The following is a 24,264-nucleotide window of genomic DNA, read 5'->3' as shown; positions in this document are numbered from 1 at the left end:
CATCTCCTGCGAGTCTTGGGTCAGCCGTGTCCGCCAGCCATGACCCTGCCTTCAGAAGCAGTGGATGTATTGGTGTGGGGGGGCGGCACCGGTGGCGTGGCGGCAGCAATCCAGGCGGCCCGCGGCGGTGCCAGCACGCTGTTGCTGACCCCTGGCAACTGGCTTGGGGGCATGGTGAGCGCCGCCGGCGTTTGCTGCCCCGATGGCAGTGAGCTCACCCCTTGGCAGACAGGTCTCTGGGGAGCCTTTCTGCGCGCCCTTGAGCAGGCCGAGCCCGAGGGACTGGATCAAAACTGGGTGAGTTGCTTTGGTTACCGGCCCGCGACCGCAGAAGCGATCCTGCAAGGCTGGGTAAGCGAACTGGCCAATCTGCAGTGGTGGCCGAGCTGCAGGCTGCTGGCTGTGCGGCGTCAGGGGGCCCGCATCACAGCAGTACAGCTGGAGCACAAGGGTGAAACCCAATGGCTGGACTGCAAAGTTGTGATCGATGGCAGCGACCGCGGCGACCTGCTGCCCCTAGCGGAGGCTCCATTTCGACTCGGCTGGGAAGCCCAGGAGCAATGGGGCGAACCCAGTGCCCCCAGCCTGCAACGGTTGCAAACGGAAGCTTTTTTTAAGCAGCAACCTGTGCAATCGCCCACCTGGGTGGTGATGGGCCAGCTCCAGAGCGAAGTGTTGACGCCAGCTGCAGTCTCACCTGCCTTGGCTTCGCCATTTGAACGAGCCAGCGAGGCCTTCGGTTTAGAGCGCACGATCAACTACGGGCGCCTGCCGGGCGGCCTGGTGATGCTCAACTGGCCGCTGCACGGCAATGACTGGCACCAGGGGCTGGAACGCGCCTTCAGCGCAGATCCAGCTGAGCAAAATGGGTTAGCTGCCGAAATGCAGTCCTACAGCCTGCAGTTTGCAAGAGCCCTTGAGCAGGCAAGTGGGGGCTGGCTTCAACTGGGCCATGCATTTCCTGCTGAAGCCGGCAGTCCTGCCCCCTGGCTAGCTGCCATGCCCTACTGGCGGGAGGGGCGAAGAATGCTGGGCCGCTCGCAGGTGCTGGAACAGCACCTGCTCCCCCTAGGCATGGCTGAATCCCAGGGGCCACTGCCGCTCAATGCCAGCGGCGAACTGGAGTCAATAGCGGTGGGCAACTACGCCAACGACCACCACTACCCTGGACCTGACTGGCCACTGGCACCTAAAAGCATTCGCTGGGGAGGGCGCTGGAGCGGCACTCCCTTTTGCATTCCTTACGACGCGCTGCTGAGCGCTGAGATTGACAATCTGCTGGCAGCTGACAAGGCTTTCAGCAGCAGCCACATGGCCAATGGGGCTACCCGTTTGCAGCCCCTAATTCTGAATATCGGCCAGGCGGCCGGGGCGGCAGCGGCCCTGGCGGTACAGCGAGGCATCCCCCCAGCTGAGCTTGCGCCCCTAGCCGTTCAGCAGTGCCTGCTCCACGATCACCGTGCTCCAGCGGCGGTAGTGCCGCTCTGGGACACCCCCTGGCATGCCAGCGACTGGTTAGCCCGACAGCTGCAGCTGCTGGCCAATCCCGACCTCCTGCAGGCCAATGGCCAAATTGAGCGCCCATTCCAAAGACCCCTAAGTCCGAGCCAGGGCCGTCCAGAACCCAGGGAGTCTCTGTGGAATGGAAGGGTGCTGCCGGACGGCCAGGGCGGCTACACCTTTGTATGCGACAGCGATTTCAGCAGTGATAACGCCAAACGGCAGTGGCCTCTCATCACCCTGGAGCCAGGCTTGAACCGCTGGCTGCAGAACCTTGATAAGCCGACCCAGGCCAAGTTGATTGGCTGTGCCAATCCTTGGGGGCCGTGGTTGCGGGCCTCTCGACTGGCCGCGGATTAGCCCGTGGCCTGCAGTCGCAATTGGTCGCGCAGGGGGTCTACCGCCTGAACTCGCAGTTGCAGCAGATCACCTGGGTCCGAGCCCGCTGGGCACTCGGCCGCCAGATCCATGGCCAGGGCATCAACGTGCACCAGCCCCAGCCTGTCCTGGGGCCGCAGCCAGCGCAGGAAACAGGCCTGCCAATGCTGACTCCCATGCGCCGCAAACCACACCTGCTGCCAGTGACGCTGGTCTTCCCTGCTGATCTGCATCCCCTGCTTGAGCGGACCGTCTAAGTCGGAGAGCAGGGCGGCTAGATCGGTGGCAACCATGGGCTGGCTTCCCTGTTGAAGTGCCAGCAGTTGCCGTTGCGCCACTAGATCGGCGTAGCGGCGAATCGGCGAGGTGACTTGGACATAGGCCGGCAAGCCCAGGCTGAAATGGGGGCTTGGCTCCGTGCCGGTATGACCGCGGCTTAGGCACCGCTTAATGGCGCAATGGCGCACCGGGCCAGCCGGCAGGGCTGCCAGCTCGGCCTCCGGCGGCAAAGTTGCTGTTAGTTGGCTGCGATAGGGCAGAGCTAACGCTTGTTCTTGGCCAAGACCAGCTACCACCGCGCCCGCCAGAATCATCGCTTCGGCCACCATCAATCGGGCGGGGCTGGGTTCGGTGATCTCAAGCTGGGGAGCGTCTCCTTGGGCCGCGTCTCCCTGGGCCCGAATCCGACCCTCCGGCTGATCCAGCAGCAGGGCACCCTGGCGCACACGCCACTGGCGGCGGCGCAGCAGCAGGCCGTGCAAGTCGGCAAGGTCGCGCTCCTGAGGCGGGGCTAGATCGATCAGGTCGTCGGCATCGCCATAGCTGAGCCGGTAGGTGGGCTTAACCCAGCTGCGCTGCAATCCCGAAGCCTTAACAGCCCCATCGTCGTCGAGTTCAACCCAGATGCTCCAGGCGGCACTGCGATGGCCGGCCCGCAGGCTCATCGGTCCGGTGGCAAGCGCCTCCGGGAACATCGGCAAAATTCCAGATGCCAGATAAAGACTGCTGCCCCGCCGTCGTGCTTCTAAGTCGAGGGGCGAATCCAGCGCAATCAAGCGACCTGGGTCCGCCACGTGGATCCAAATCTTCACCTGGCCAGCGGGGGTTGTTTCCAACGCCAACCCGTCGTCAATGTCGCAGGTATCAGCGTCATCAATGGTGACGCTGCGCTGGCCGCTGAGGTCCAGACGCTCGGCATCACCCGGTAGTTCAGTTTCAGCGCTAACTAGTAGGCGTTCGGCTTCAGCCAGTAGATCAGCAGAAAAGCCTTGCTCCCAGACCGTGGCTCGGAGGGACGGCAAATTGTGGGCTTGCCACTGGCCCAGATCAACCAGCAGGTGGCGAATTGAGCCCGTATCGGCCGTAACTTTGGCGGCCTGCAAAGCCTGGCGCAGGGGAAGGGGTAGGGGAGTTGTGCACTCACCTCCAGCCCAATCAACCAATAGCTCAAGCTGCTGGCGCTGCTCTGCACTGAGCAGTTGCAGATCAAGCGGCTGACGATCGAGCAGCTGCTGCTGCCAGCGCATTTCAGCTTGCTCCTGGAGCACCCGCAGTCGGCGTTCTCGCCGCAGCCGGCGAAGATCAGTCAGAGGCCTGGCCTCAACGAGGTTTTGACGCAGACGGAAAAGGGTCTGGGGACCAAGACACCAGCGCCAGCACGATGCAATAGCTAGGCCATCCCGTCGCGAAGAAACCAGATCCACCCAGTCGCTCAGCTGCAATCCCTGAGGTTCAGCCTGCATCAGGATCCAAGCTGCCGCGAAATCGCTTCGAGAAGGCAGCACTGCCGTCAAAGCGTCGTCACTAATTGACCACGGAGCTTGGCTGAGCCGCTGGGGTGGGTCGCACTCGCCGGAAAACGCAGTGAGAAGCAACAGTTGCCTCAGCGGCTGGATCTGCTGTCTAGCGCTGGTACCAATTGCTAAAGAGGCCTTGTTTGAGGCCACAGCCAAAACAACAGCAAGTTGGGGACCGCGCACATCGCCCAGTCCCACCAGATCGCCAGGATGGAAGGTTGAAGCCGCCAGGGGAGAGGCCTCAGCCTTCGGGATTCACAAAAGGCAGCAATGCCACAATTCGGGCACGCTTAACAGAGTTGGTCAAGTCACGCTGCTGTTTGGCTGTCAGGCCAGTGAGCCGGCGGGGCAGGATCTTGCCGCGCTCGGTGATGAACTTCTTGAGCAGATCGACGTCTTTGTAGTCAATCGGATCGCCAGGCTTGATTGGCGAAAGGCGCTTTTTGAAAAAAGAGCTAGACATGGATTACGAAGGCGAGTAGTGAATGAAGCTGGATCTGACCAGTACCTGACGGGGCTGGGGCAAATCGAGTTGAAACTGATGATTGAGCACCAAAACTGGGGCCCAAGCCTGAATCACTTGATTTCCTTGTGAACCGTCGAGGAGTTGCAGTGGGTACAGAACTTCTTCAGCTCGAGCCGTTCGGTGGTGTTACGGCGATTCTTCTCAGTGGTGTAACGGGACACACCTGGAGAACGCTTTGCGGGGTTGGACCGGCATTCGGTGCACTCGAGAGTGATCACGATCCGGACGCCCTTGTTTTTAGCCATGAAGGACGTTGCGCCGCTGGAGCGATGCGAAAGGACAAGTTGACACCTTACCTGGCGGTAGTCCCACCCCCCAGTTGATCCCTAAGATCAAGGTTCAACACACCACGGGCTATGCGGGTCTCGCTCCAATGGCTGCAGGAGCTGGTGACCGGCCCCGAACAAGCCCTCGCTCCAGGGCCGCTAGCCGAGCGTCTGTCTTTGGCTGGTTTTGAGGTGGATGCCATAGAGGACCTAGCCGCCCAAGCCGGCGGTGTCGTGGTGGGCTTCGTGCGTGAACGCCAGGCCCATCCCAACGCAGACAAGCTGAGCGTCTGTTTAGTTGATATCGGCGCCGCCGAAACCCTGCAGATCGTTTGCGGGGCAGCGAATGTACGGGCTGGTATCCATGTGCCCGTTGCCCTGGTGGGCGCCACTCTGCCGGCGGTCAACCTGACGATCAAGCCCGCCGAACTGCGCGGTGTGGCCAGCAGCGGCATGATCTGCTCCCTTGCCGAGCTTGGCCAGACGGCAGAAGGGGAAGGAATCGCCATTCTTGATGAGCTGCTGGAGCAGGTTCCCCCCCTGGGCGCAGCAGTTGGACCAAGCCTGGGGCTGGATGACCAGGTTTTGGAGTTGGCGATCACCGCCAACCGACCTGATGGCCTCTCAATGCAAGGCATAGCCAGGGAGGTGGCGGCCCTGGTGGGCGGCCAGACCCAGATAAAGGCCCCTGAAATTGCCGCAACAAGCCAGCCGCTGCCTCTTTCCGCCAGCGACCGGGTCGCAGTTGAGGCTGGGGGGCTATTCAGCATCACGGCCCTCGACGGGCTGAAGGTCGCCCCATCGCCCCTCTGGCTGCATCAGCGCCTGCAAAAGGCCGGCATTCGCCCGATCAACAACATTGTTGACATCACCAACTTGGTGATGCTGGAGACGGGACAACCCCTGCACGCCTTCGACAGCAAGCGCCTCGCCGTAATCGACGGAGACAGCGAACCCCAGCTAGCCAGCCTGGGGCTACGCCAGGCCCTTGATGGTGAGGAATTCACCAGCCTGGACGCCACGGAGCACAAACTCAGCCCCGAAGCCCTGGTGGTTACTTACAGCAACCGCCCCATCGCCCTGGCTGGCGTGATGGGTGGTGCGGATGAAGCCGTTAATGAAGCCACCACCTCAATCTGGCTTGAGGCTGCTGTGTTTGCTCCCCAGGCGGTGCGCCGCTCCGCCCGCAGCGTTGGCTTACGCACTGAAGCAAGCAGCCGTTTTGAGAAGGGGTTGCCAAGGGAGGCCACCCTCGCTGCTGCAGATCGGGCCGTGGCCCTGCTTAAGCAACATTGCGCTGCCAATGTTTCGGGCCGCTGGCTACATAAACGAGCCGAGCAGCCAATCGAGCCGTTGCAGCTGAGGCGTGACGCCCTGCTCAATCTGCTTGGACCGGTTGAAGACGGCGAAGACTATTCAGACCTCAGTGACGACAGGATCGTCCAGACCTTGACGGCCCTTGGTTGCCAGCTGGCAGAAGAGATAGATGGTGAGGGTTGGCTCGTCACCGTGCCCCCCTCACGGTTGATGGATCTGCAACGGGAGGTTGACCTAATCGAGGAGGTGGCCCGCCTGGTTGGTTACGACCACTTCGCCTGCCACCTACCCGACCCACTGGAGCCTGGGGGACTCACACCAGCCCAGCAGGTGGAGCGCCGCCTGCGCCGCCAACTGTGCGCTGCCGGGCTGCAGGAGGCCTGCAGCTTTTCCCTGGTGCCGGCAGCAGCTGGGCGCATACCCCTGGCTAATCCCCTGCTAGCTGATTACGGCTACCTGCGCGACAACCTGCATGGCGAATTGCTCGGCGCTGCACGCCGCAACTTGCAAAGTGGGCAGCCAGGTTTCTGGGCCTTTGAGATCGGCCAGGTGTTCAGCAGCGATGCCGCCAGGTCCGCTCGCCAGCTGCTGGCAGGGGTTATCTGTGGCGAACGGCGAGGTGAGCGCTGGAGCAGCAGTGGCAAACCCCAGCCTCCCAGCTATCACCAGGCCCGCGGCCTGCTGCAGCAAGCCTTGGCAGCGCTGGCGATCCCAATCGAAGATCGCCCACTTACCCAACACCCGTTGCTACACCCGGGGCGAGCCGCCCAGCTGGTAGTAGAAGGGCGGCCCCAGGGCTGGTTTGGCCAGCTGCACCCTGAGCAGGCCGAAAAGCTAGACCTGCCGCAAACAAGCATTATCTTCGAGCTCGAACTCGATGCCTTACTGATCGCCGCCACCCGCCGAAACCGCTGGCAGCCAGCCTTTGCCCCCTACGCCACCGTTCCGGCTTCGGAGCGAGATCTGGCCGTAGTGGTGGCAGCCAGCACGAATTCAGCTGAGCTGCTCCAGGTGATTCGCAAGGCCGGCAAGCCGCTGCTGGAGCATGCGGAATTAGTAGACCGCTACGAGGGCGGTCAACTTGCTGCAGGCCAGTGCAGTCAAGCCTTCAGGCTGCGCTACCGCGATGCCAGCCGCACCCTCACCGATGAAGAGGTGGAAGCAGCCCACTCCTCGATCCGGGCAGCCCTGGAAAAGCAGCTGGGCGCCCTGTTGCGCAGCTGATATCCAGGCGGGATCTACCCCTACTCCTGCTCCGCTGCCTCGGGCTGCGGGGTTGGGAGGCCAGCTCCGATACGGCTCAAAACGGTCAATGTTTCTACGTGGCTTGTTTGGGGGAAAAAGTCGATCGGCTGAACGCTCTCCAATCGATAACTGCCGCCGCCAACCAGCTGGGCCAGGTCCCGGGCCAGGGTGGCGGGGTCGCAACTGAGGTAGAGCAGGTGGGCGGGGGGGCGTTCGATGATCGCCTGCAGGGTGGCGGGCTCCAGTCCCTTGCGGGGGGGATCGAGAAACACCGCATCGCAGTGAACCAGGTGCTCGGCAAGGCACTCGGCTACCACACCGGTCTCAAAGGTGGCTGATTCACTTAGACCGTTTTCGCGGGCATTGGCCTTGGCCTGGTGCACGGCCTCGGGGCTTAGTTCAATGCCGTGAACGTGCCAGCCAGCCGCAGCGACAGGCAGGCTGTAGGTGCCAATGCCGCAGTAGGCATCAACCATCACGCCAGGCGCAGAGCCCGCAAGGGCTGCAAGCACCAGGGGGACTATTCGCTCAGCCTGTCGGGTATGGACCTGGAAAAAGGTGTCTGCTGCAATGCGCAGCTCGAGGTCGCAGAAACGCTCCTGCACCCAGCTACGTCCCACCACCACGCGTGTCTCGGGTCCCATCAGGGTGTTGGTGGCTAGGGGTTGCAGGTTCAGGCACACCCCCACTAGTTCGGGCCAGCGGTGCATCCATTGGGCGGCCAGGATCTCGATGCCCTCCAGGTCTGGGGTGCTGCTTACCAGGGTGATCAGCAACTCACCTGTGTAGCTGCCGATTCGCAGGGCCAGATGGCGCAGGCCGCCCCCCTCGCGGCAGTCCCGATCAACGGGCCAGTCACTGGTCTCAAGATCCGACTTAAGCGGTGCGATCAAAGCGTCCAGGCGCGGATCAAGCACCGGGCAGCGATTCATATTGACAATCTTGTGGGTGCCAGGGCGATAAAAGCCAGCCCGCAACCGCCCGTCCTCGCAGCGCTCAAGCGGGATAATCGCCCTGTTGCGATAGCCGAGCCCTTCTGGCGCTGCCATTAAGGGCGCAACATCCGTATCAAGGTGGGCAATACGCCGCAGGGCATCAACGACTTTTTGGTGCTTCCAGTGCTGCTGCGCCGAGTCGTCTAGGTGCTGCAAGCTGCAACCACCACAGTCTTCAGCAAGGATGCAAGGAGGTCTTCGACGCTCCGCTGCCGGCTCAAGCACCTGCTGCAGCTCGGCCATCCAGTGGCGACGGGCCTTATGGGTGAGGCGTACCTTCGCCTGCTCGCCAGGCAAGGCACCAGCTACAAACAAGACCCGATCTGCGAGACGGGCCACGCCCTGCCCGTCATGGGATAGGCCGGTGATGGCCACCGTAACGGTCATGCCGGTGGATAAATCGAGGCCATCGCTCTTGCCACCACCAGCGCCGTTGCCAAAGCTTTTAGTGCCCACGCCCGCCTACCAATCCTTCACCCTACGCCGTGCAAAGGGGCGTTACACCTTGCAGCGGGGCACGGTGATCTTGCTGAGGAGTCGATACAGTGATGGGCACGTGTGGTCGCTGCGATGAGCGTCGTTCGGGATCTGATCCTTCAGGCTGATGATCAGCTGCGGTATCCCAGTGGCGGCGAGTTGCGCTCCATGGTGGAGTACCTCAGTCGGGGAGCCGAAAGGCTGGCGGTTGTGCGACTTCTAACCGACAACGAGAAAAAAATTGTTGATGAGTCGGCCAAGCAGCTCTTCCAGCGCAACCCCGATTACGTGGCCCCCGGTGGCAATGCCTACGGCCAAAAGCAGCGGGCCCAGTGCCTGCGCGACTACAGCTGGTATCTGCGCCTGGTGACCTACGGCGTTCTCGCCGGCAGCACCGAGATGATTCAACAGATTGGCCTGGTTGGCGCCCGTGAGATGTACAACAGCCTCGGCGTACCGATGCCAGGCATGGTGGACGCAATGCGCACCATGAAGGAGGCCTCGCTCGCCCTGTTGAGCACAGACCAGGCCTCCCTTGCGGGCCCGTACTTCGACTTTCTGATCCAGGGCATGCAAACCAGCACCTGATTCAGACCATCCCAACCAGCACCAAGACCCGGAGGAGCGCTTGTCTCATCCGGGTCTTTTTAATGGACTATTAATGCGTCCCGCTTGGGACGCAAAAGAATCATCGATTGCTCGCACGGATGGAGCGACAGGGCGATGCCCACTTTTTGATACCTGCCGGCGGGGCCGCGCACCTCACCCAGCCACCCCTGTCTGATGTCTCATCCGAGACGCAGCAATGGTCTATAAATAAGTCCATTACAAGACAACTGATCATCCTTTTGCAGGCTGCTCGACCAGCCCCCGGGCCAGCTCCCGGGCCAGCAAGTTCTGAAGTTTCAGCAAGCCTGTTGCATGGCCCTGAGAGCTTGCGTACCTGTGTATGACACAGTGACGCAAGCTTTCCGAGTATGCAGCTGCAACGATTCTGAGGCGGGACGGATGATTTGGACCAGACCAGCCCAGATAGCTGGACAAGCTGTTCAGGCCGTCTAACGGCCACAGCAACGAGTAATCAATGAAGCGCGCCCAGGGAGATGCAAGCAGAAATACGGAAAAATCGGAATTAAGCCGAACTAGACGCCATCAACTAGGGGGCAAAGCTCACTTGCATATGCCTCAGTCATCTCATCCAAGACTGATTAGTAGTCCACTCGCAAGACCAGGCCGCTTAGGCCAAGAATTGATAATCCCATTCTCCTCAGACGAGACCCTCAACAGGACAAATAATGCGTCCCAAATGAGAGAGACAAGAAACAATCCGTCAAGCATCTGGGCAATCAAGCCGTAGCGGCTTGAAATGATGATTCGCCCAACAAGCCGCAGAGCGCAGATCGCCAGTCTCATCCAAGAATTATTTCAGGACCAGTTAGGTGTCTCAGGTGAGAAGTGATATACGAATCTACTCGTTACGGTAGAGCTCTTTCAGCAGCTGGTAGGCCTCGTTTAAGCGCCGCATGGTTTCTTCCGTGCCGCCAGAGTCGGGGTGATGGCTCATCGCCAACTCGCGGTAAGCCTCCCGTATCTGTCGCAGGGTGAGACGCTGCCCCGGCGCAGTTGGCAGTTGCAGCAGCTTCAAGGCCCCATGCAGGGTCATGGTGTGTTCCAAGGTCTGGAACGAAGTGCCCTTACGTCGCTTGCGGAAACGATGAACAAAGCGCCTGATCAGCGTTGGTAAGCGGAGTTCCAGGGTTGAAGTGCTGAAGGGATCCTCCAGCAAACCTGCCATCACCATGACTCGCTCAAAAGTTGCGGGCTCCCTGCCCCAGCTGGGAGCCGTATTGGCCACCACATCGCAGGCAAGCGACCAAGTAAAAGGGCGGCCCTCACTTTGATCACTCTGGCCCCAAATGTCCTGGGCCAACCACACCATTGCGGCTTCCAGTACCGCCTCATTGGCAACCTTGCCGTAGAGCTCAAGCCAGTGGTCACGGGCTCTGGCCAGGGAGCGATCGAGCACATCACCTCCTACATGGGGGAGAGGTTCTTGCGCCAGATCCATGGGTTGGCGTAAGGGCTGCAAACTGCGCTTGAGCTGGTCAGATTGGCGCCTCACAAAGCCAGGTAGGTCAATGCCGCTCTTACGAGGGCGCACTTCCGCTGCCATCGACGCATCAACATCGAAGTCGAAGGCAAATTCACGATCAGCTGATTCCCGATCCAGGCATAGGTCTCCCCCGGAGCCCCGGGTCATCAACACCAGAGCACCCTGTTCGTTGAAGGTTGATTCCAGGCTGGTTGGTTCGCTCGGCGAGCCATCAGGCTGTTGGTTGCCGTCGTCGGCAAAAACAGAGGTCTCAGCTTCCTCAGTAGCTGGGAAGATCTCTTGTAGCAGACGCTCCAAAATATCTCCGCGACTGCGGAGGCCCCACTCGGCCCGCAGCCCATCAATTTTGTCGAGCAAATCGACGGGCAGCTCCAGACTGAAGCGGCGACGATTGGGGTCCGCCGGCTTAGCCATGCCTAACGGCCCATAAGGTCGCGCATCATTTCCTGCTGAGCTTCTACAGCCTGCTGGTAGCGATCAACCAAGCTTTTGTTCCCAGGGGTTGAAGTTTGGTTGGGGGAATAACGCGGCTGATAAATTGGCGGAGGTGGTGGTGGGTTTGCTCTGAGGGGCGGCAGGCTGGGGAAGCGTGGCTGCAGCACCAACGGGGCCATTAATTCTGATCCATCCTGACCCTCACGATCTTGATCCGGAATCGCAGGCAGGGACTGGGGGGGCGTCATCGCCGCGGGGGAGGCTGTGTTACGAGCCAACTCAAGCAAACGCTGTCGCTCCTGCACCATGGCTACCTGACTGGCTGGCACGATGCTGAGTAGGTGACCAGGGGTGGCATCGGCCGGATAAACCAAGCTGATTCGAACTGGGTTGGATACACCTCCCCGAAGATTCAAAGAGGTAAGGGGCAAGCTTTGGCCAGAGCGCATGCCTACGTGCATTTCTTGAAGTCCTTCCTCCGTCAGTACTTGCAATGATCCCCTGAAGGCGGTGAAAGGTTTACCAGTGCCTGAGGCGGTGGGATGGCTGAGAACCAGCTCATAGGGGCCGGAGCCCTTGAGATTCAGATCGACATCAAATCGAACGCCGTAGGTGCCCACATTGTCTAGGGATGAATCCACCATGCGGCTGACGAGTGGATTGACCTGCACCTCGCGGGTGCCGAAATTATGGCGGTTAGTGCTCGTTAGCGGAAAATGTAATGGGCCTTGCTGAGCGAGATTGTGGGTCAGGGTGGCTTGGTAGGTATCACCTATGGCGACTCCTCCCACACGGGAGAAAATTCGGCGGCCATTGATGTCAGCAATGCGATTCAGGTAGACCCTGCCCGGAGCAAGCCGGCCCCGATCCAAAATAGCGATTAGATCCCAGTCGCTATTGGGTTCTTTCCCAGCAACAACAGCCATCTGAAAAGGTCCATCACTATTACCTTTCAACAAGGCGTTAGCAATGCCAAGCGCAGGCAGCTGGGTCTGGAATAGGACAATGCGGCTGCGGGCAGGAATAGTAATTTCCTGATCAAGTTTTGGATCTAGACGACCGCGTAGAACCTGCACAGCGGTTGCATCTCCAGGACCGGTATTCCAAGGGCGAGGCCCGAGGGGTCTTACTCCCATCTTGTAATTGACAAGATAGGGCGCCTCAAAGCTGTTGCGTACTGCACCGGTTTCAAAGCGGATGTGCACTTCCCGCATTCCGGGATTGATCAGAATCAGCCCTAAAGTGAGTTCTGGACGTCTACCAGAGCGGGATAGCTGGCGGCGGTTTGGGGGGAAATACTTGTGGTGCATGTGCACCCCAAAATCACCGTTGAAGGTGAATTCGGCGTTGCGCAAGGGCTGGCCAGTCTCTTCGGCGTAGGCATACCCCGGCGCTGTGCTGATCAGGATTCCGGGGCCTTCAACCTCCTCCGGCTGGTTCGAGTGCAGAACCGGCACCTTGTTGAAGGAGCCATTCAGGGGACGGGCCTGTTGTCCCACCATCAGTGCCACGTAAGCGGCCGCTGGCAGCGCCTGCAACAGGCCGAGGGGAGCCCCCAGGGCAGCTGCTATCAGCAGTTTGATGGGCCGCAACGGAAATCTGGCAATCAGGGTGTTGGGTTTGAGTGCAATGGCCCCTACTCCAAAAGGGTATGACGGGCAGTCGGCTGCAAACCCAGATTGAGAGCTCGTACAGGGGCTGGGAATGGAACAGACCGAAGGGTGTTTCGGGGCCATCGCTGGGGAAGAAACACAACACTCGGCAAGCCCGCCAGGCTCGCTAGAACCTTTAGGAACTTTCCTACTTTCTCATGCTTCCCCTCCTGGGCTGCTGTGGCAGCGTTGATGACGGTGGCGCTAGTAGCTGGAGGCGTCATCAAGAGCGCAAGCTGCGCATGCTGCAGTTCTGGCGGGACGGTGTGGAACGCCAGCTGGCAGCCGTGAATGCCTCGATCAGCACGCTGGAGCGACAGATGGAGCGGGATGCGGCCTCGGCTGGCAGTTGAGACTTGAGAACGCGTCTGCATTGAGCAGGGCGGCACGCATCTGTGCCAAGCCCTGCTTGAGCCTCCGCTGCACGGTCATCGGACTCACCTGAAGCAGGGCTGCCGTGCGCCGGTAGCTCCAGCCCGAGAGCACTACCTTCTGGATCACACGACGTAGTCCGGGCTCAAGGCAAGCAAGTTGCTGACGCACTTCAGCTCCCTGATACTCCCACTCATCCGCGCCGGTGAATCCAGATTCCGAGGGCCTGCAGCTCCAACCCTCGTGAAGTCTGGTTTCCTCATAGCCAGTCTCCAGATCCAGGGGCCTGGCCAGGGCTTGACCTCGTAGTAGTTCTTGCCATTGGTCAAGGCTGAGCTGCAGAGCTAGCCGCAGATCTTCGGCGCTGGGCTCCTGCCCATGGCCACTGGTCCAGCTGGCCTTCAGTTGACGCAGCTTGTCGTGCAGCTCCATCTGCCGACGCGGTAACCGCACGGCCGATGCCGAATCGCGCAGGTAGTGCAGGATGGCGCCCCGGATGTGGGGTCTGGCAAAGGCCTCGAAAGGAGTTGCTGTTTGTGGTCGATAGAGCTCGGCGGCTCGTAGCAGGCCCATCAGACCCACCTGAACCAGGTCGTCGAGGGGCTCCGGACAGCGGCGGCAGTAGTGCATAGCAATTGGGGTAACCAGACCGCAGTACTGGTTCACCCGCTGGTTGCGTTGTTTCAGGGCACGGCGGCAGAGGGATTTTGTTTTGATCGATTGGGTCATGGGCTGAAGTTGGGTTGGCAGGGTTTTCGTTCCCTTCCTTTCCAACCAGCCGCGACGGGGCCCTATTGCGCAACCGAAAAATTACGGAACGTCGATCACAGGTGCTTGTCGGGGGCAGCGGCAACCGCCTGCAGTAAGGACCAAGGCCCCTCTCGCTCCAGCAGCTCGAGATCGGACCTTTCCGTGGCCAGCAGATAGCCAGCAAAGGCAAGGGCATTGAGGCTGAAGCCAGCGCAATGTTCCTGGGTGCGCCGCACGGTGAGCAGCCAGTTGTCGTCGAAGAGCAGGTTGTATGGGTGCCTGGGCTGGGCGTCCTGGTGCGGATATCCCAGGCCCAGCTGCTCGGCATGCTCCAGGTAAAGGGCGGGTAGATCCCTACCCCCGTGGGCATCTGTGCGGGGACTCAGCCGATAGGCCCAGGGCCAGGGGCGCTCGTCCCTATCCAGCTGAACTTGGATTGCCGCAGACAGGGGCGTGCTGGCTTCTCCAGCGCGGCGGGGCAGCAGTTGCAGATGCCGGTGGGGCTGGCTGGCGCCAGAGGCGGCACAACTGTTGAAGAACCACAGCCCACCGGTGTCACTGGCCAGGAGCGAGACGCCGCGCCAGTCGTCAGCAGAAAGCCAGCCGGACTGCGGCTGCCAGGAGTCCGTGATCAGGAGCAGATGGCCCGCCTGTACTGGATATTTGTTGAGCAGCACCACATGGCCGCTGCTGAGCCGTTCCACTTCCAGAGCTTGCTCCCAGGGCAAGAAAGGATTGGGCTTGGGGCCACCACGGCGTAGGTGTTTGGGGGTGGTGCTCAGCAAGCGCCGCAACACAAATGGCTGGTGCTGCGGGGCCGCCAGGAACTCGGTAGCGAGGGGAACCAGGGAGCCGCTGGCCTGCGCCTGGCTGGATAACTGCAGCGCCAGCTGCCAGATGCGCTCAGCTCGCACCAGCCTTGAGGCGGGCCAGAGATGCTCCCTGGTAGTAGTGACCAAGAATCTGGTTGTAGCGATAGCCCTGCATAGCCAGATCCTGGGCGCCGTGCTGGCTCATGCTTGCGCCGAGATGGCCATGGGCTTCAAGAGATATCTGGCGGTTGGCGGCATAAAGACTTTCCACGATGGCGCCCTGATAGCTGAGGATCATGCCGGCGGTGCTGGCGGCAGCCTGGCGGGTGCGTTCGTTGCTGCTGGAGAGGCCCTTGTAGGCCTGCCAGCGGGTTGTGTCACCAAGGTGCCAGTGACGGTTGGCTGGGCGAGCCATGTGGGCGAGGGCATAGGAGCGGGCGGCTACGGCCTGGGCCCGCAGAGCCTCTAGCGACCAGCTGCTTGGCATCTCAGCTCCAACCACGGCACCGATGTAGGTCTCCAGACCAACGTGATTGACCACCCTGAGCCCGCCACTCTCGGGAATCAGACGCAGGCGCCCTCCATAGGGGCGGCAGTTAACCAGTACGGAGCTCCCACTGGTCTGCAGCCAGGCTTCTGGGCCCTGGAGCCAGAGTTCACTGAGGTTTACCGAACTGCCAGCGCCGCCCTGTTGGAGCAGCTGGCCCTCTCGGCTGACAACCTGCCAGGCACCGCTGGCGGAGAGATCGGGGTTGGTGCCGGCGCCAAGCAGGGCGACGCGGATTTCCAGATCGACTCCCGGACCCGCTTCGGGCTCAGCCAGGCCGAGGCTGGCAGTGGAAGTGGAAGTGGAAGTTGCTTGAGGTGTGGCCCGGCGCGCCTCGAGACGACGCAATTGCTCAGCTGCGGTAGCGGTGTCTTGCGCCGGGGGCGGCGTATCAATAAGGGCATCCAGCAACTCGCCCTGGGCGGCTCCATAGGGGCGGGGAGCCAGGCCCTGGGCCGCAAATCCCACCGCCACGGCCACAACGGCCATTGGGCCAGCCAGCATCAGTCTCCGGCTGAAGAAACCACGCAGATGAAGTCTTCTTGTCTGGAGAAGACCTCTGTTCTGGAGAAAACCCAGATTCAGGCGCAGGCGGCCAGGGAGGCCCAGGAGTCGGCTCCGGAGCCATCGGCCTGCACCCGCAATGTGCCGTTCCAAAGGAGATGGCCCGAACCGCTAAGTCGGATCATGCCCGAAGAAGCGCCATCGCACACCATCCCCCCCGGCCGCGGCGAGCACTGCCAACCCACTACGGAGCTGCGGCCTAGGCGATCAAGCCAAAAAGGCGCAACCAGCGCGTGGGCAGATCCAGTAACCGGATCCTCATCAATGCCAAGCCCTGGAGCGAAGAACCGCAGCTGGTAGTCGGCTGGCCGTCCAAGCACGGAGGGAAGGTCGTCTATCGATCCCTTCTCGATGGCCTGCATCAACACCAAGCCGCCCCGATCAGGACCCTCTAATTCCGCAGCCAGGCCAGGCAACTGGGCCAGCGCGGCCTCTGGCGTCAACAAGGCCACCCGATAACCGAGGCCTGAGCTCCAGTAGGCCAGGGGTGCCCCCCCTAGGCGTTCATGCAGCAACCGGATCAGCGCTGCCGATGGCTCGGCCGGCAGCAGACCGGCGCTAGGCAGCACCAGCTGCCCTGAACTGCCGCTGGCATCAAGGGCTACCGCCAGGGGGCCGCTGCGGGTGAACAGCTCCAATCGCCCGCCGGGCGCCACCTGCTGCCAGTGGCCCAAGGCCAGCAGGGCGGCGAGTGTTGCATGGCCGCATAAGGGGACCTCGCAGCTGGGGGTGAACCAGCGCAGGGCCCAGCGGCCTTGCTGCTGCAGCAAAAAAGCCGTCTCAGACTGGTTGAGACTGCGGGCAATGGCCTGCAGGGCGCCATCGCCCATGGGCTGATGTAGCTGCACCACGGCCGCACCGTTGCCGCAACAGGGTCCGTCAGCAAAAGCCTCAACCAGCACAGCTGGCAGGGAGACAAGTGGCGCCACCGCAGATCCGGGAAAGGTCATGCTTGCTGCCACTCCGGCCGCAGATCGCGCTCCATCAGAGCCTTAACGGCGGCGGCAGGGGTGGTGTGGCCTTCGAGCACCAGCACAACCTGCTCACAGATCGGCAGATGCCAGCCTTTGCGGCTGGCGAGCTGCAGGGCCGCTCTGGCCGTGCGAGGACCCTCAACGGTTGCTGAGATGCGCTCGCTTGCCTGCTGCTCGCTGCAGCCCTCGGCCAGAAGCACGCCGCATCGATAGTTGCGGCTGAGGCTGCTGTTGGCGGTGGCCAACAAATCCCCTAAGCCAGCCAGGCCGTAGAGAGTGCTCGTGGCACCGCCTAAACCCTCCAACACCACGCCGATCTCGGCTAAGCCCCGGCAGAGCAGGGATGCTTTGGCGTTCGCACCTAAAGCCAGACCATCGGAGATGCCGGCCGCAACGGCCATAACGTTTTTGAGTGCCCCTGCCGCCTCGGTGCCAATAGGATCTGTGTTTGTGTAAAGCCGCAGCGAAGTGTCGCTGAGCTGCTGCTGAAAGCGGCGGGCTAGATCCTGATCCGCAGCTGCGATCACGCTGGCCGCTGGTAGCCCTTGGCGCACCTCGGTTGCCAGATTCGGCCCACTCAGCACCAGCAAGGGGGCATCCGCCAACTGGTTTGACCAGAGCTGGGTGGCAGTTGCCAGCAGCTGGAGATCCAACCCCTTGCTGCAGCTCAATAGCGGCAGTCCAGTGGGCCAATGGGGAGCCAGCTGCTCAGCCAGGGACTGGACCCCTGCCATGGCTACCGCCGAAACCACCAGATCCTGGTTGGCAAGCAGGTCCACCGGACTGCTTCCAGAGCGCCGGGACCAACCCGTGACGATGTGACCTTGCTGACCCCAGCGCTCAAGCAGGGTCTGGCCCCAAGCCCCCAGGCCCAACACGGCGATGCGAATACCCATCGACTCCGAAGCAGCAGGCAGGTAGGCACTGCCATCATGCGGCAGGCCCATGGGTGCGGCTTCAGCTCTGGAATTTTTGTGGCAATGAGCTCAGCTTCGCCTTGGCAGGACTGGCATGGCACAGGATTGGTGGTGGGGTGTGGCGGCATCGGCCAGGCCCTGTTGCAGGAGCTGGGCCGAATCGCCCCGGGGCTGCAGCTTGTGGGAGCCTCACGCCAGGACTGGCGATTGCCTGGGGATCCCCTGTGGCGAGAGGTCGAGTTTTTACCGCTGGATCTCACCGACGACTCCAGCCTCTCGGTGTTGGCAGCAAGCCTTGAAAATCACCCCCCCCTGCGGCTGGTGATCAACACCGCCGGCCTGCTGCATGGGCCCCTGCTCCAACCGGAAAAGCGCCTCAGTCAGGTGAATCGCCAGGCCCTAGAGCTCAGCTTTGCGGTGAATGCCTTTGCGCCCCTGCTGCTGGCCCAGGCGATCGAATCCCTGTTTAGCCCTACAGACCCATTTCATTTCGCCAGCCTTTCGGCCCGGGTGGGGAGCATCGGCGACAACCAACTCGGTGGCTGGTATGCCTACCGGGCCGCCAAGGCCGCCCAAAATCAGATGCTGCGCACCCTGGCCCTGGAGTGGGCTCGCAGAAAGCCCAAGGGGTGTGTGAGCCTGCTCCACCCCGGAACCACGGCCACGGGCCTCTCCGCCCCCTTCCAGGCCGGTGTGCCGCCAGATCGGTTGTTCAGCCCAGAGCGCGCTGCTCAGCAGCTGCTCGACGTATTGGCGGTGCTTGAACCCCAGCAGACTGGACAGTTCTGGGCCTGGGATGGGCAGCAAATCGCCTGGTAGCTCTCAAATCAAGCAGCGTTTGCTTGCAGGATTGCTAAGGAAATCACCTCCAGAGCGGAATCCTCCGTGGCCTCTAGACGCACAGGTGGTGCCATGCCGTCCTGGTAGGCCTCAAGCCAGCGCGGCGCACACACGCACCAATGGTCTCCAGGCTTGAGACCGGGGAAGCCATAGGCGGGCGCCGGGGTGCTGAGGTCATTTCCCTGGGCCTGGCTGTAGCGCAGGAAGGCATCGCTCACGACACAGCAGACGCTGTGACGACCCAGGTCGGCGGCATTGGTACGGCATTGACCGTCGCGGAACCAACCTGTCATTGGTTGGCAGCCGCACACCACCAAGGGTTCACCCAGCACGTTTAGCGAAGCGGAAGCTGGCTGGCTGGAATCGCTCACGGGAACCGGGGAAAATGTGGATAGCTCCAGTCTGGCCAGGCAGTTCGGAGGTTGCAGCCCTGGGCTGACGACTAGCTTCAGAGCTATGCGAAAGGCAACACACCCGCACAAAGTTGGGCTGGGTAGTTGACGGATTCCGGGGGGGAGGCGTTAAAGGTCGAAGAGCGCGTTCACCCTGTCTTTCAGCGCGGCCCCCTTCATGAGCTGGGAATTCACCGAAGACGCGGCCTTTCTGGCCCTCTGCGACGCGTACAAAGAAAGCGGTGAACCCTCCGCCATGGAATTCCTCGCCCACGGCGAAGGGGCTTTCCATTTCCAGGAACTCACCCAGAACGCCGCCGGCGAAGGCATCGACCTGAGCGACTCCTCCAACCTGGAGGAGTTTCAGCAGGAGGTGATCGACGCCCTCGAAGACCTTTGCAGCTAGAGCTCAGGAGTAGAAAAAAGCAATCTCCTTAGCTTTCAAGCCATCCCATCCGGCAGCCTTAAGCCGGGCATCAAGGCTGGCTTGGTCGAAATGCTTCGAGCCTGTCTTAACGATGCGATTGCGCATCGATTTTTTGACACCGCTGCGGGCCCGCTGGCTTTCCAGATCCATCACCTCCGTGTAGAGAGCGATCATCTCGGCGGGGATCGGGGTGCCATCCAGGTCGATGCCCGAGGCGATTGCGGCATCAACGCCGCCAGGTCCGGCAATGGCCATAGCCGTTTTGCAAGGTGATTGGCCAGGCTAGAAGCCGCTGCCCCCCTGCTCAGGCTGAGAAGTAACGGGCTTGGCTGTGTAGGGCCACTAGGGCAGTGGTGCTCTGCTCTGGTTCGAGTTGGTCGCTCTCATCCATCGACATACCAATCCGCTTGGCACCGAGCCAGGCGAGCTGCTGGCGGGAGTCGGCCACATTTGGACAGGCGGGATAGCCAAAGGAGTAGCGGCTACCGCGATAGCGCTGGGCCAGCACGTCGCGCAGCGGCATCGCGGTGGGATCTGCAAAGCCAAGCTCCCGCCTGATGCGCGCATGAACCCATTCGGCCAGAGCCTCAGCCATCTGGACTCCAAGTCCATGGAAATAGAGGTAATCGGTGTATTGATCAGCTTTGAAAAGCTGCTGGGCAAAGCTGGTGGCACCTTCGCCCATGGTTACGGCCTGCATCGGCAACACATCGGTTGGCAGCGACGAACCATCGGCTGCGATTGCGAGATCTCGGTAGAAATCAGCGATGCAATAGCGGTTGCCTAAGCGCTGGCGGGGCAGCTCAAAGCGTCCTAGTTGTTGCTGGCGCTTAGCTGGGTCAAACAAGACCACGGCGTTGCCACTACGGCCGCAAGGGAAATAGCCGTAGGCCACCCGAGGTGAAAGCAGGCCCTCCTCGAGACAGCGCGCCATCCATTGCTGCAGAATGGGCTCCGCCTTCTCGACCAGCATTGCTTCGTAGTCTTCGCGGCTCTGCTGCTGGGTCTTACGCAGCTGCCACTGGCCTGCAAATAGGGCGTTGCGATCTAGGTAAGCGAATACTTCCTGCAGGTCGATCTCCTGCTCAGTTAAAACCTGGCTACCCCAAAAAGGTGGCTCAAGGGCGCTCTCTTCGGCCACAGCCGTAGAGCGCTGATCATTTGGTTCAACGCTGACAGTGGCTTCTTTAGGGGAAATAGATACAGCTTCACTTGCCCCAACCGCCTTGGCAGGCTCTTCTGCGGGGGTCTCGGGAGAGGTGATGCCAAGCCCCTCCGGAATCGCTCCAAGGAAACCCTGTAGGTCGTCCCAGGCACCGGCTGCCTTTGCCTCCATCAGGGCGTCCATAAAACGCAGGTCGGCAAATGCGTCGCGGCCGTAGATGACCTGACCTTGATAGGCGGCCCGGCAATCGCCATTAACAAACCGAGGCGTAAGCGCTGCTCCGCCAAGGATTACCGGTACGGCAATGCCAGCCTGATTAAAGGCTTCCAGATTGTCTTTCATGAAGGCCGTAGACTTCACAAGTAGACCGCTCATGGCGATGCAGTCGGCCTGATGCTGCTGCTGGGCATCGATTATAGCCTCGCAGCTTTGCTTGATGCCTAGATTGACAACTTCATAGCCATTATTGGTGAGAATAATATCTACAAGATTTTTGCCTATATCATGCACATCACCTTTTACGGTGGCGATCAGGAATTTACCCTTAGCCGAGCTTTCTCCCTCGGCCGTTTCCATGTGGGGCTCGAGATGGGCTACTGCCGCCTTCATAGTTTCGGCGCTTTGTAATACGAAGGGCAACTGCATCTGGCCGGAACCAAAGAGTTCGCCCACCACCTTCATGCCGTCGAGCAAAAAGGTGTTAATGATCTGCAGTGGCGGGTAAGTAGCAAGCGCTTCGTTTAGGGAGGCGTCAAGCCCGATTCGCTCACCATCAATGATGTGCTGCTTGAGACGCTCCTCCACCTTCAAGTCGGCGAGAGAGGGGCCTGAGGCCCTGGCCTCTTTGGCGCTCACCCCTTCAAACAAGGTTGTGAGCACGGTGAGAGGGTCGTAGCTGCAAATAGACCCCGGCTCATTGGTCTCGAAGCGACGCCGGTCGTAGATCAGATCGCGGCACACCTGCTGATGCTCCGGGCTGATCTTTGCCAGGGGCAGAATCTTGGCAGGGCTAATAATCGCCGCGTCCATCCCGGCTTCGCAGCAGTCGTGCAGAAATACCGAATTGAGCACAATCCGGGCCGCCGGCGACAGGCCGAAACTCACGTTGCTCACGCCCAGCACCACATGCACCCCTGGTAAGTCGGTGCGAATGCGGCGGATTGCCTCAATCGTGGCCGCACCATTGAGCCGATCTTCCTCAATTCCCGTGGATATCGGTAGGGCTAAGGGGTCGTAGAAAATCTCGTGAGCAGGAATTCCAAACTCAACCGCATCTCGGTAGGCGCGCTGGGCAATGGCAAATTTGCGCTCCGCTGTGCGTGCCATTCCCTCTTCATCGATGGTGCCCACGACAACCCCGGCGCCATAGGCCTTGGCCAGCTCCAGCACCTTGAAGAAACGCTCGTCACCATCTTCGTAGTTGGTGGAATTGAGGATGCACTTACCACCGGACACCTTGAGCCCGGACTCCATCTTCTGCCACTCGGTGGAATCAAGCATCAACGGCAGGTTGACGTTGGTGACGAGACGGCTCACCAACTCATGCATGTCCCGTTCACCATCGCGACCGACGTAATCGACGTTGACGTCGAGCACGTGGGCGTTCTCCTTAACCTGACCCCGCGCCACTCCCACCAGGCCATCCCAATCCTCCTCAGCTAGCAGCTCGCGCACTTTCTTGCTGCCGCTGGCGTTAAGCCGTTCACCAATGATCAGGAAGGAATTGTCCTGGTGGTAAGGCGTGGTGCTGTAGATCGAGGCCGCGGCGGGCTCACCCTGCAGCAGGGGGCGTGCGTGCTGGGTCTGGGGGGTGCGCACCGGTCGAGCAGCTGGATGCAACTCGGCTGCCAACTCGGTCAATGCGGCGATGTGGGCAGGGGTGGTGCCGCAGCAGCCACCGATCACCTGCACGCCTAGATCTTCAACGAAGTGCAGCAACTGCAGCTTCATTTCGAGCGGTGTCAAGCGGTAATGGGCTACACCACCGATGTTTTCTGGCAGGCCGGCATTGGGGATACAGCTCACCACAAACGGACTGTGCTCGCTCAGATAGCGGATGTGCTCCTTCATCTGCTCCGGTCCAGTGGCGCAGTTGAGCCCCAGCACATCAATCGGGAATGGCTCCAGGATCGCCACCACAGCAGCTATATCGGAGCCGACCAACATTGTGCCCGTGGTCTCCATGGTCACGCTCACCATCAACGGCCGCCTGTGGCCGGTCTTGGCGAAGGCGTGCTCAATGCCCTGCAGGGCCGCCTTGATCTGCAGCACATCCTGGCAGGTCTCGACAATAAATAGATCCACATCTCCCGCCAGCAGCCCTTCGGCCTGCTCAGCAAACGATGCCTTCATCGTGTCGAAGTCGATGTGGCCCAGGGTCGGCAGCTTCGTGGTTGGACCCATGGAGCCAGCCACGAAGCGCGGCTTATCTGGCGTGGAGTAGGCAGCGGCCACTTCGCGGGCCAGCTCTGCCGCCCTCTTGTTGAGGGCAAAGGTCTGGTCGGCGATGTCGTATTCAGCCAGCACCAACGAGGTGGCCCCGAAGGTGTCGGTTTCGATCACATCGCAGCCCGCCTCCAAAAACTGGCGATGCACTGCCTGCACAGCATCGGGGCGGGTGAAAACCAGATTTTCATTGCAGCCCTCAAGGGCAGCGCCACCGAAATCATCGGGGCCCAGATCCATCTGCTGCAGCGAGGTGCCTGTGGCACCGTCGAACACCAGCACCGGCCGCCCAGGCCCATGCAGGCGCTCAAGAAAGCCGATTCGCTTAACCAGCTGGGGTACTACTGCTGCAGTCATGTTGATCAACCGTCTACGCGAATCCGGGTCACCCAGTGGTCATAGGCGGAATCACGGCCTTCCGTGATTGCCGTTAAGCGCTCACGAATCGCGGTCATTACCGGCCGATGGCCAGGCATGTCGGTGGTCTCCACCCGGCGCACCGGGGTGACCTTGGCAGCGGTGCCACTGAGGAAGACTTCATCGGCCACAAACAGCTCGCTCTTATCGACCGGACGCTCCAGGGTGGGAATGCCCATGGCCTGGGCCAGTTCCAGCACGCTGGCCCGGGTGATGCCTTCAAGGATGTCCTGATCTACCCCGGGGGTGATAAGTACGCCATCTCGAACAATAAAAAGATTCATGCCGCTGGCTTCACTTACCTTGCCGCGACTATTGAGCAGCAAAGCCTCATCAAAACCACTTTTTACAGCTTCTGTCTTGGCCAGGGAGCTGGTGATGTAGGCGCCACTGATCTTGCCGCGCAGGGGCAGGGAGCGGTCTTCCTGGCGGGTCCAAGAGGAGATGCGGCAGCTCACACCCTCAGGGGAGAGGTAGTCGCCCAGCTCCAGACCGTAGATGAGAAAATCGGTCTCAATGTTGTGTAGCCGGGGGGCGATACCGAGATCACTGGTGTAAACAAACGGGCGCAAATAAATCGGGCAGGTTGGTTTATTTGCCCGCAGGAAGGTCACGATCGCGTCGTGAATGGTTTCTTCGGCTAGCTCAGTGAGCAGCAGCCGAGCACTCTGGCTGAGGCGACGGGTGTGGCGATCGGCGCGGAAAAGCAGGATCTCAGCCGGGTCGCTGGGATTGGGCAGGGCCCGCATGCCGCCGAAAGCTCCAGTGCCGTAGTGGAGGGCGTGGGTGGCCACCGACAGGGTGGCTTCGGCAAAGGGCACGCATCGGCCACCGAACCAGGCGTAGGGCAGGAACTGGTGCATGGTGGGGGCGAAGCGGGCGGTGCTGGCGCGACGGCCTGTGGCCGAGATCAAACGATCTTCTCACCGCAGCAAGCAGGAT

Annotated in this window: 21 protein-coding genes; 6 read left to right on the top strand and 15 right to left on the bottom strand. The window is 61.1% G+C overall.

The genetic code is table 11. From position 1 onward, the window contains the following. Positions 1-39 precede the first annotated feature (39 nt). Positions 40-1,860, top strand: a complete 1,821-nt coding sequence (locus C7K55_RS02225) for an FAD-dependent oxidoreductase (RefSeq protein ID WP_106501789.1) — start codon at positions 40-42, stop codon at positions 1,858-1,860. Here C7K55_RS02225 and C7K55_RS02220 read toward each other — a convergent pair. The 3 genes from C7K55_RS02220 to rpmG form a co-directional block, all read right to left on the bottom strand. Beyond that, entirely contained in the window at positions 1,857-3,620 is a 1,764-nt protein-coding gene (locus C7K55_RS02220; RefSeq protein WP_241518112.1) for a ribonuclease catalytic domain-containing protein, read from the bottom strand. The two genes, C7K55_RS02225 and C7K55_RS02220, sit on opposite strands and share 4 nt — an antisense overlap. Before the next feature lie 295 nt (positions 3,621-3,915). Further along, positions 3,916-4,137: a 30S ribosomal protein S18 gene (gene rpsR / locus C7K55_RS02215; RefSeq protein ID WP_106501788.1), complete on the bottom strand. Its 222-nt coding sequence runs from the start codon at positions 4,135-4,137 to the stop codon at positions 3,916-3,918. A 113-nt stretch (positions 4,138-4,250) separates the two neighbouring features. Continuing rightward, the gene (gene rpmG, locus C7K55_RS02210) at positions 4,251-4,445 is read right to left on the bottom strand and encodes a 50S ribosomal protein L33 (protein WP_106501787.1); all 195 of its coding nucleotides are present in this window, start codon (positions 4,443-4,445) and stop codon (positions 4,251-4,253) included. Between the two features lie 111 nt (positions 4,446-4,556). Between rpmG and pheT the strand changes: the two genes are divergently transcribed. Continuing rightward, positions 4,557-7,007, top strand: a complete 2,451-nt coding sequence (gene pheT / locus C7K55_RS02205) for a phenylalanine--tRNA ligase subunit beta (protein ID WP_106501786.1) — start codon at positions 4,557-4,559, stop codon at positions 7,005-7,007. A 20-nt stretch (positions 7,008-7,027) separates the two neighbouring features. Here pheT and rlmD read toward each other — a convergent pair whose 3' ends face one another. Next, complete coding sequence (gene rlmD / locus C7K55_RS02200) at positions 7,028-8,479, bottom strand: 23S rRNA (uracil(1939)-C(5))-methyltransferase RlmD (protein ID WP_241518111.1); 1,452 nt, start codon at positions 8,477-8,479, stop codon at positions 7,028-7,030. A gap of 114 nt (positions 8,480-8,593) precedes the next feature. On the opposite strand from rlmD, the gene C7K55_RS02195 reads away from it, so the two are divergent. After that, the gene (locus C7K55_RS02195) at positions 8,594-9,088 is read left to right on the top strand and encodes an allophycocyanin subunit alpha-B (RefSeq protein WP_106501785.1); all 495 of its coding nucleotides are present in this window, start codon (positions 8,594-8,596) and stop codon (positions 9,086-9,088) included. Positions 9,089-9,968: 880 nt separating this feature from the next. On the opposite strand, the gene C7K55_RS02190 is transcribed toward C7K55_RS02195, so the two are convergent. Both C7K55_RS02190 and C7K55_RS02185 read right to left on the bottom strand, forming a co-directional pair. Then, the gene (locus C7K55_RS02190; RefSeq protein WP_106501784.1) at positions 9,969-11,027 is read right to left on the bottom strand and encodes a DnaJ domain-containing protein; all 1,059 of its coding nucleotides are present in this window, start codon (positions 11,025-11,027) and stop codon (positions 9,969-9,971) included. A 2-nt stretch (positions 11,028-11,029) separates the two neighbouring features. After that, positions 11,030-12,550 (bottom strand): DUF3370 family protein, encoded by a 1,521-nt coding sequence (locus tag C7K55_RS02185; RefSeq protein ID WP_241518136.1) that lies wholly within the window; start codon positions 12,548-12,550, stop codon positions 11,030-11,032. 308 nt (positions 12,551-12,858) lie between these two features. On the opposite strand from C7K55_RS02185, the gene C7K55_RS02180 reads away from it, so the two are divergent. Continuing rightward, a complete protein-coding gene (locus C7K55_RS02180) occupies positions 12,859-13,053 on the top strand; it encodes a sigma factor SigF (protein WP_106501782.1) in 195 nt (64 codons plus the stop codon). Here C7K55_RS02180 and C7K55_RS02175 read toward each other — a convergent pair. The 5 genes from C7K55_RS02175 to C7K55_RS02155 form a co-directional block, all read right to left on the bottom strand. Next, positions 13,001-13,801: a sigma-70 family RNA polymerase sigma factor gene (locus C7K55_RS02175; protein ID WP_106501781.1), complete on the bottom strand. Its 801-nt coding sequence runs from the start codon at positions 13,799-13,801 to the stop codon at positions 13,001-13,003. The genes C7K55_RS02180 and C7K55_RS02175 overlap by 53 nt on opposite strands. A gap of 95 nt (positions 13,802-13,896) precedes the next feature. Beyond that, on the bottom strand, positions 13,897-14,736 hold the full coding sequence (locus C7K55_RS02170; RefSeq protein ID WP_106501780.1) for an ATP adenylyltransferase family protein: 840 nt from the start codon (positions 14,734-14,736) through the stop codon (positions 13,897-13,899). After that, positions 14,726-15,685, bottom strand: coding sequence for a SpoIID/LytB domain-containing protein (locus tag C7K55_RS02165; RefSeq protein WP_241518109.1), 960 nt, complete (start codon positions 15,683-15,685; stop codon positions 14,726-14,728). Before C7K55_RS02165 ends, C7K55_RS02170 begins: the two co-directional genes overlap by 11 nt. Before the next feature lie 77 nt (positions 15,686-15,762). Continuing rightward, on the bottom strand, positions 15,763-16,695 hold the full coding sequence (locus C7K55_RS02160; protein WP_106501779.1) for a PhzF family phenazine biosynthesis protein: 933 nt from the start codon (positions 16,693-16,695) through the stop codon (positions 15,763-15,765). Further along, a complete protein-coding gene (locus C7K55_RS02155; RefSeq protein WP_241518108.1) occupies positions 16,692-17,666 on the bottom strand; it encodes an NAD(P)H-dependent glycerol-3-phosphate dehydrogenase in 975 nt (324 codons plus the stop codon). Before C7K55_RS02155 ends, C7K55_RS02160 begins: the two co-directional genes overlap by 4 nt. 33 nt (positions 17,667-17,699) lie before the next feature. On the opposite strand from C7K55_RS02155, the gene C7K55_RS02150 reads away from it, so the two are divergent. Continuing rightward, positions 17,700-18,455: an SDR family NAD(P)-dependent oxidoreductase gene (locus C7K55_RS02150; RefSeq protein ID WP_106501960.1), complete on the top strand. Its 756-nt coding sequence runs from the start codon at positions 17,700-17,702 to the stop codon at positions 18,453-18,455. A gap of 8 nt (positions 18,456-18,463) precedes the next feature. On the opposite strand, the gene C7K55_RS02145 is transcribed toward C7K55_RS02150, so the two are convergent. Then, positions 18,464-18,847 carry a DUF2237 family protein gene (locus tag C7K55_RS02145; RefSeq protein WP_254969507.1) on the bottom strand — a complete coding sequence of 128 codons (384 nt, stop codon included), beginning with the start codon at positions 18,845-18,847 and terminating at the stop codon, positions 18,464-18,466. Between the two features lie 199 nt (positions 18,848-19,046). On the opposite strand from C7K55_RS02145, the gene C7K55_RS02140 reads away from it, so the two are divergent. Next, complete coding sequence (locus C7K55_RS02140) at positions 19,047-19,274, top strand: hypothetical protein (protein WP_106501778.1); 228 nt, start codon at positions 19,047-19,049, stop codon at positions 19,272-19,274. A 3-nt stretch (positions 19,275-19,277) separates the two neighbouring features. Here C7K55_RS02140 and C7K55_RS02135 read toward each other — a convergent pair whose 3' ends face one another. From C7K55_RS02135 to C7K55_RS02125, 3 genes are read right to left on the bottom strand one after another with little or no spacing between them, the layout of a single operon-like run. Further along, entirely contained in the window at positions 19,278-19,550 is a 273-nt protein-coding gene (locus tag C7K55_RS02135; RefSeq protein ID WP_106501777.1) for a small RNA NsiR4-regulated ssr1528 family protein, read from the bottom strand. Positions 19,551-19,599: 49 nt separating this feature from the next. After that, positions 19,600-23,262, bottom strand: coding sequence for a methionine synthase (metH, locus tag C7K55_RS02130; RefSeq protein ID WP_106501958.1), 3,663 nt, complete (start codon positions 23,260-23,262; stop codon positions 19,600-19,602). Between the two features lie 5 nt (positions 23,263-23,267). Further along, positions 23,268-24,185 (bottom strand): branched-chain amino acid transaminase, encoded by a 918-nt coding sequence (locus C7K55_RS02125; RefSeq protein WP_106501957.1) that lies wholly within the window; start codon positions 24,183-24,185, stop codon positions 23,268-23,270. Positions 24,186-24,264 lie beyond the last annotated feature (79 nt).

It is taken from the genome of Cyanobium usitatum str. Tous (genome assembly GCF_003011885.1).
GTDB classification, from domain to species: domain Bacteria; phylum Cyanobacteriota; class Cyanobacteriia; order PCC-6307; family Cyanobiaceae; genus Cyanobium_A; species Cyanobium_A usitatum.
This window is presented reverse-complemented; position numbering and strand designations above follow the sequence as displayed.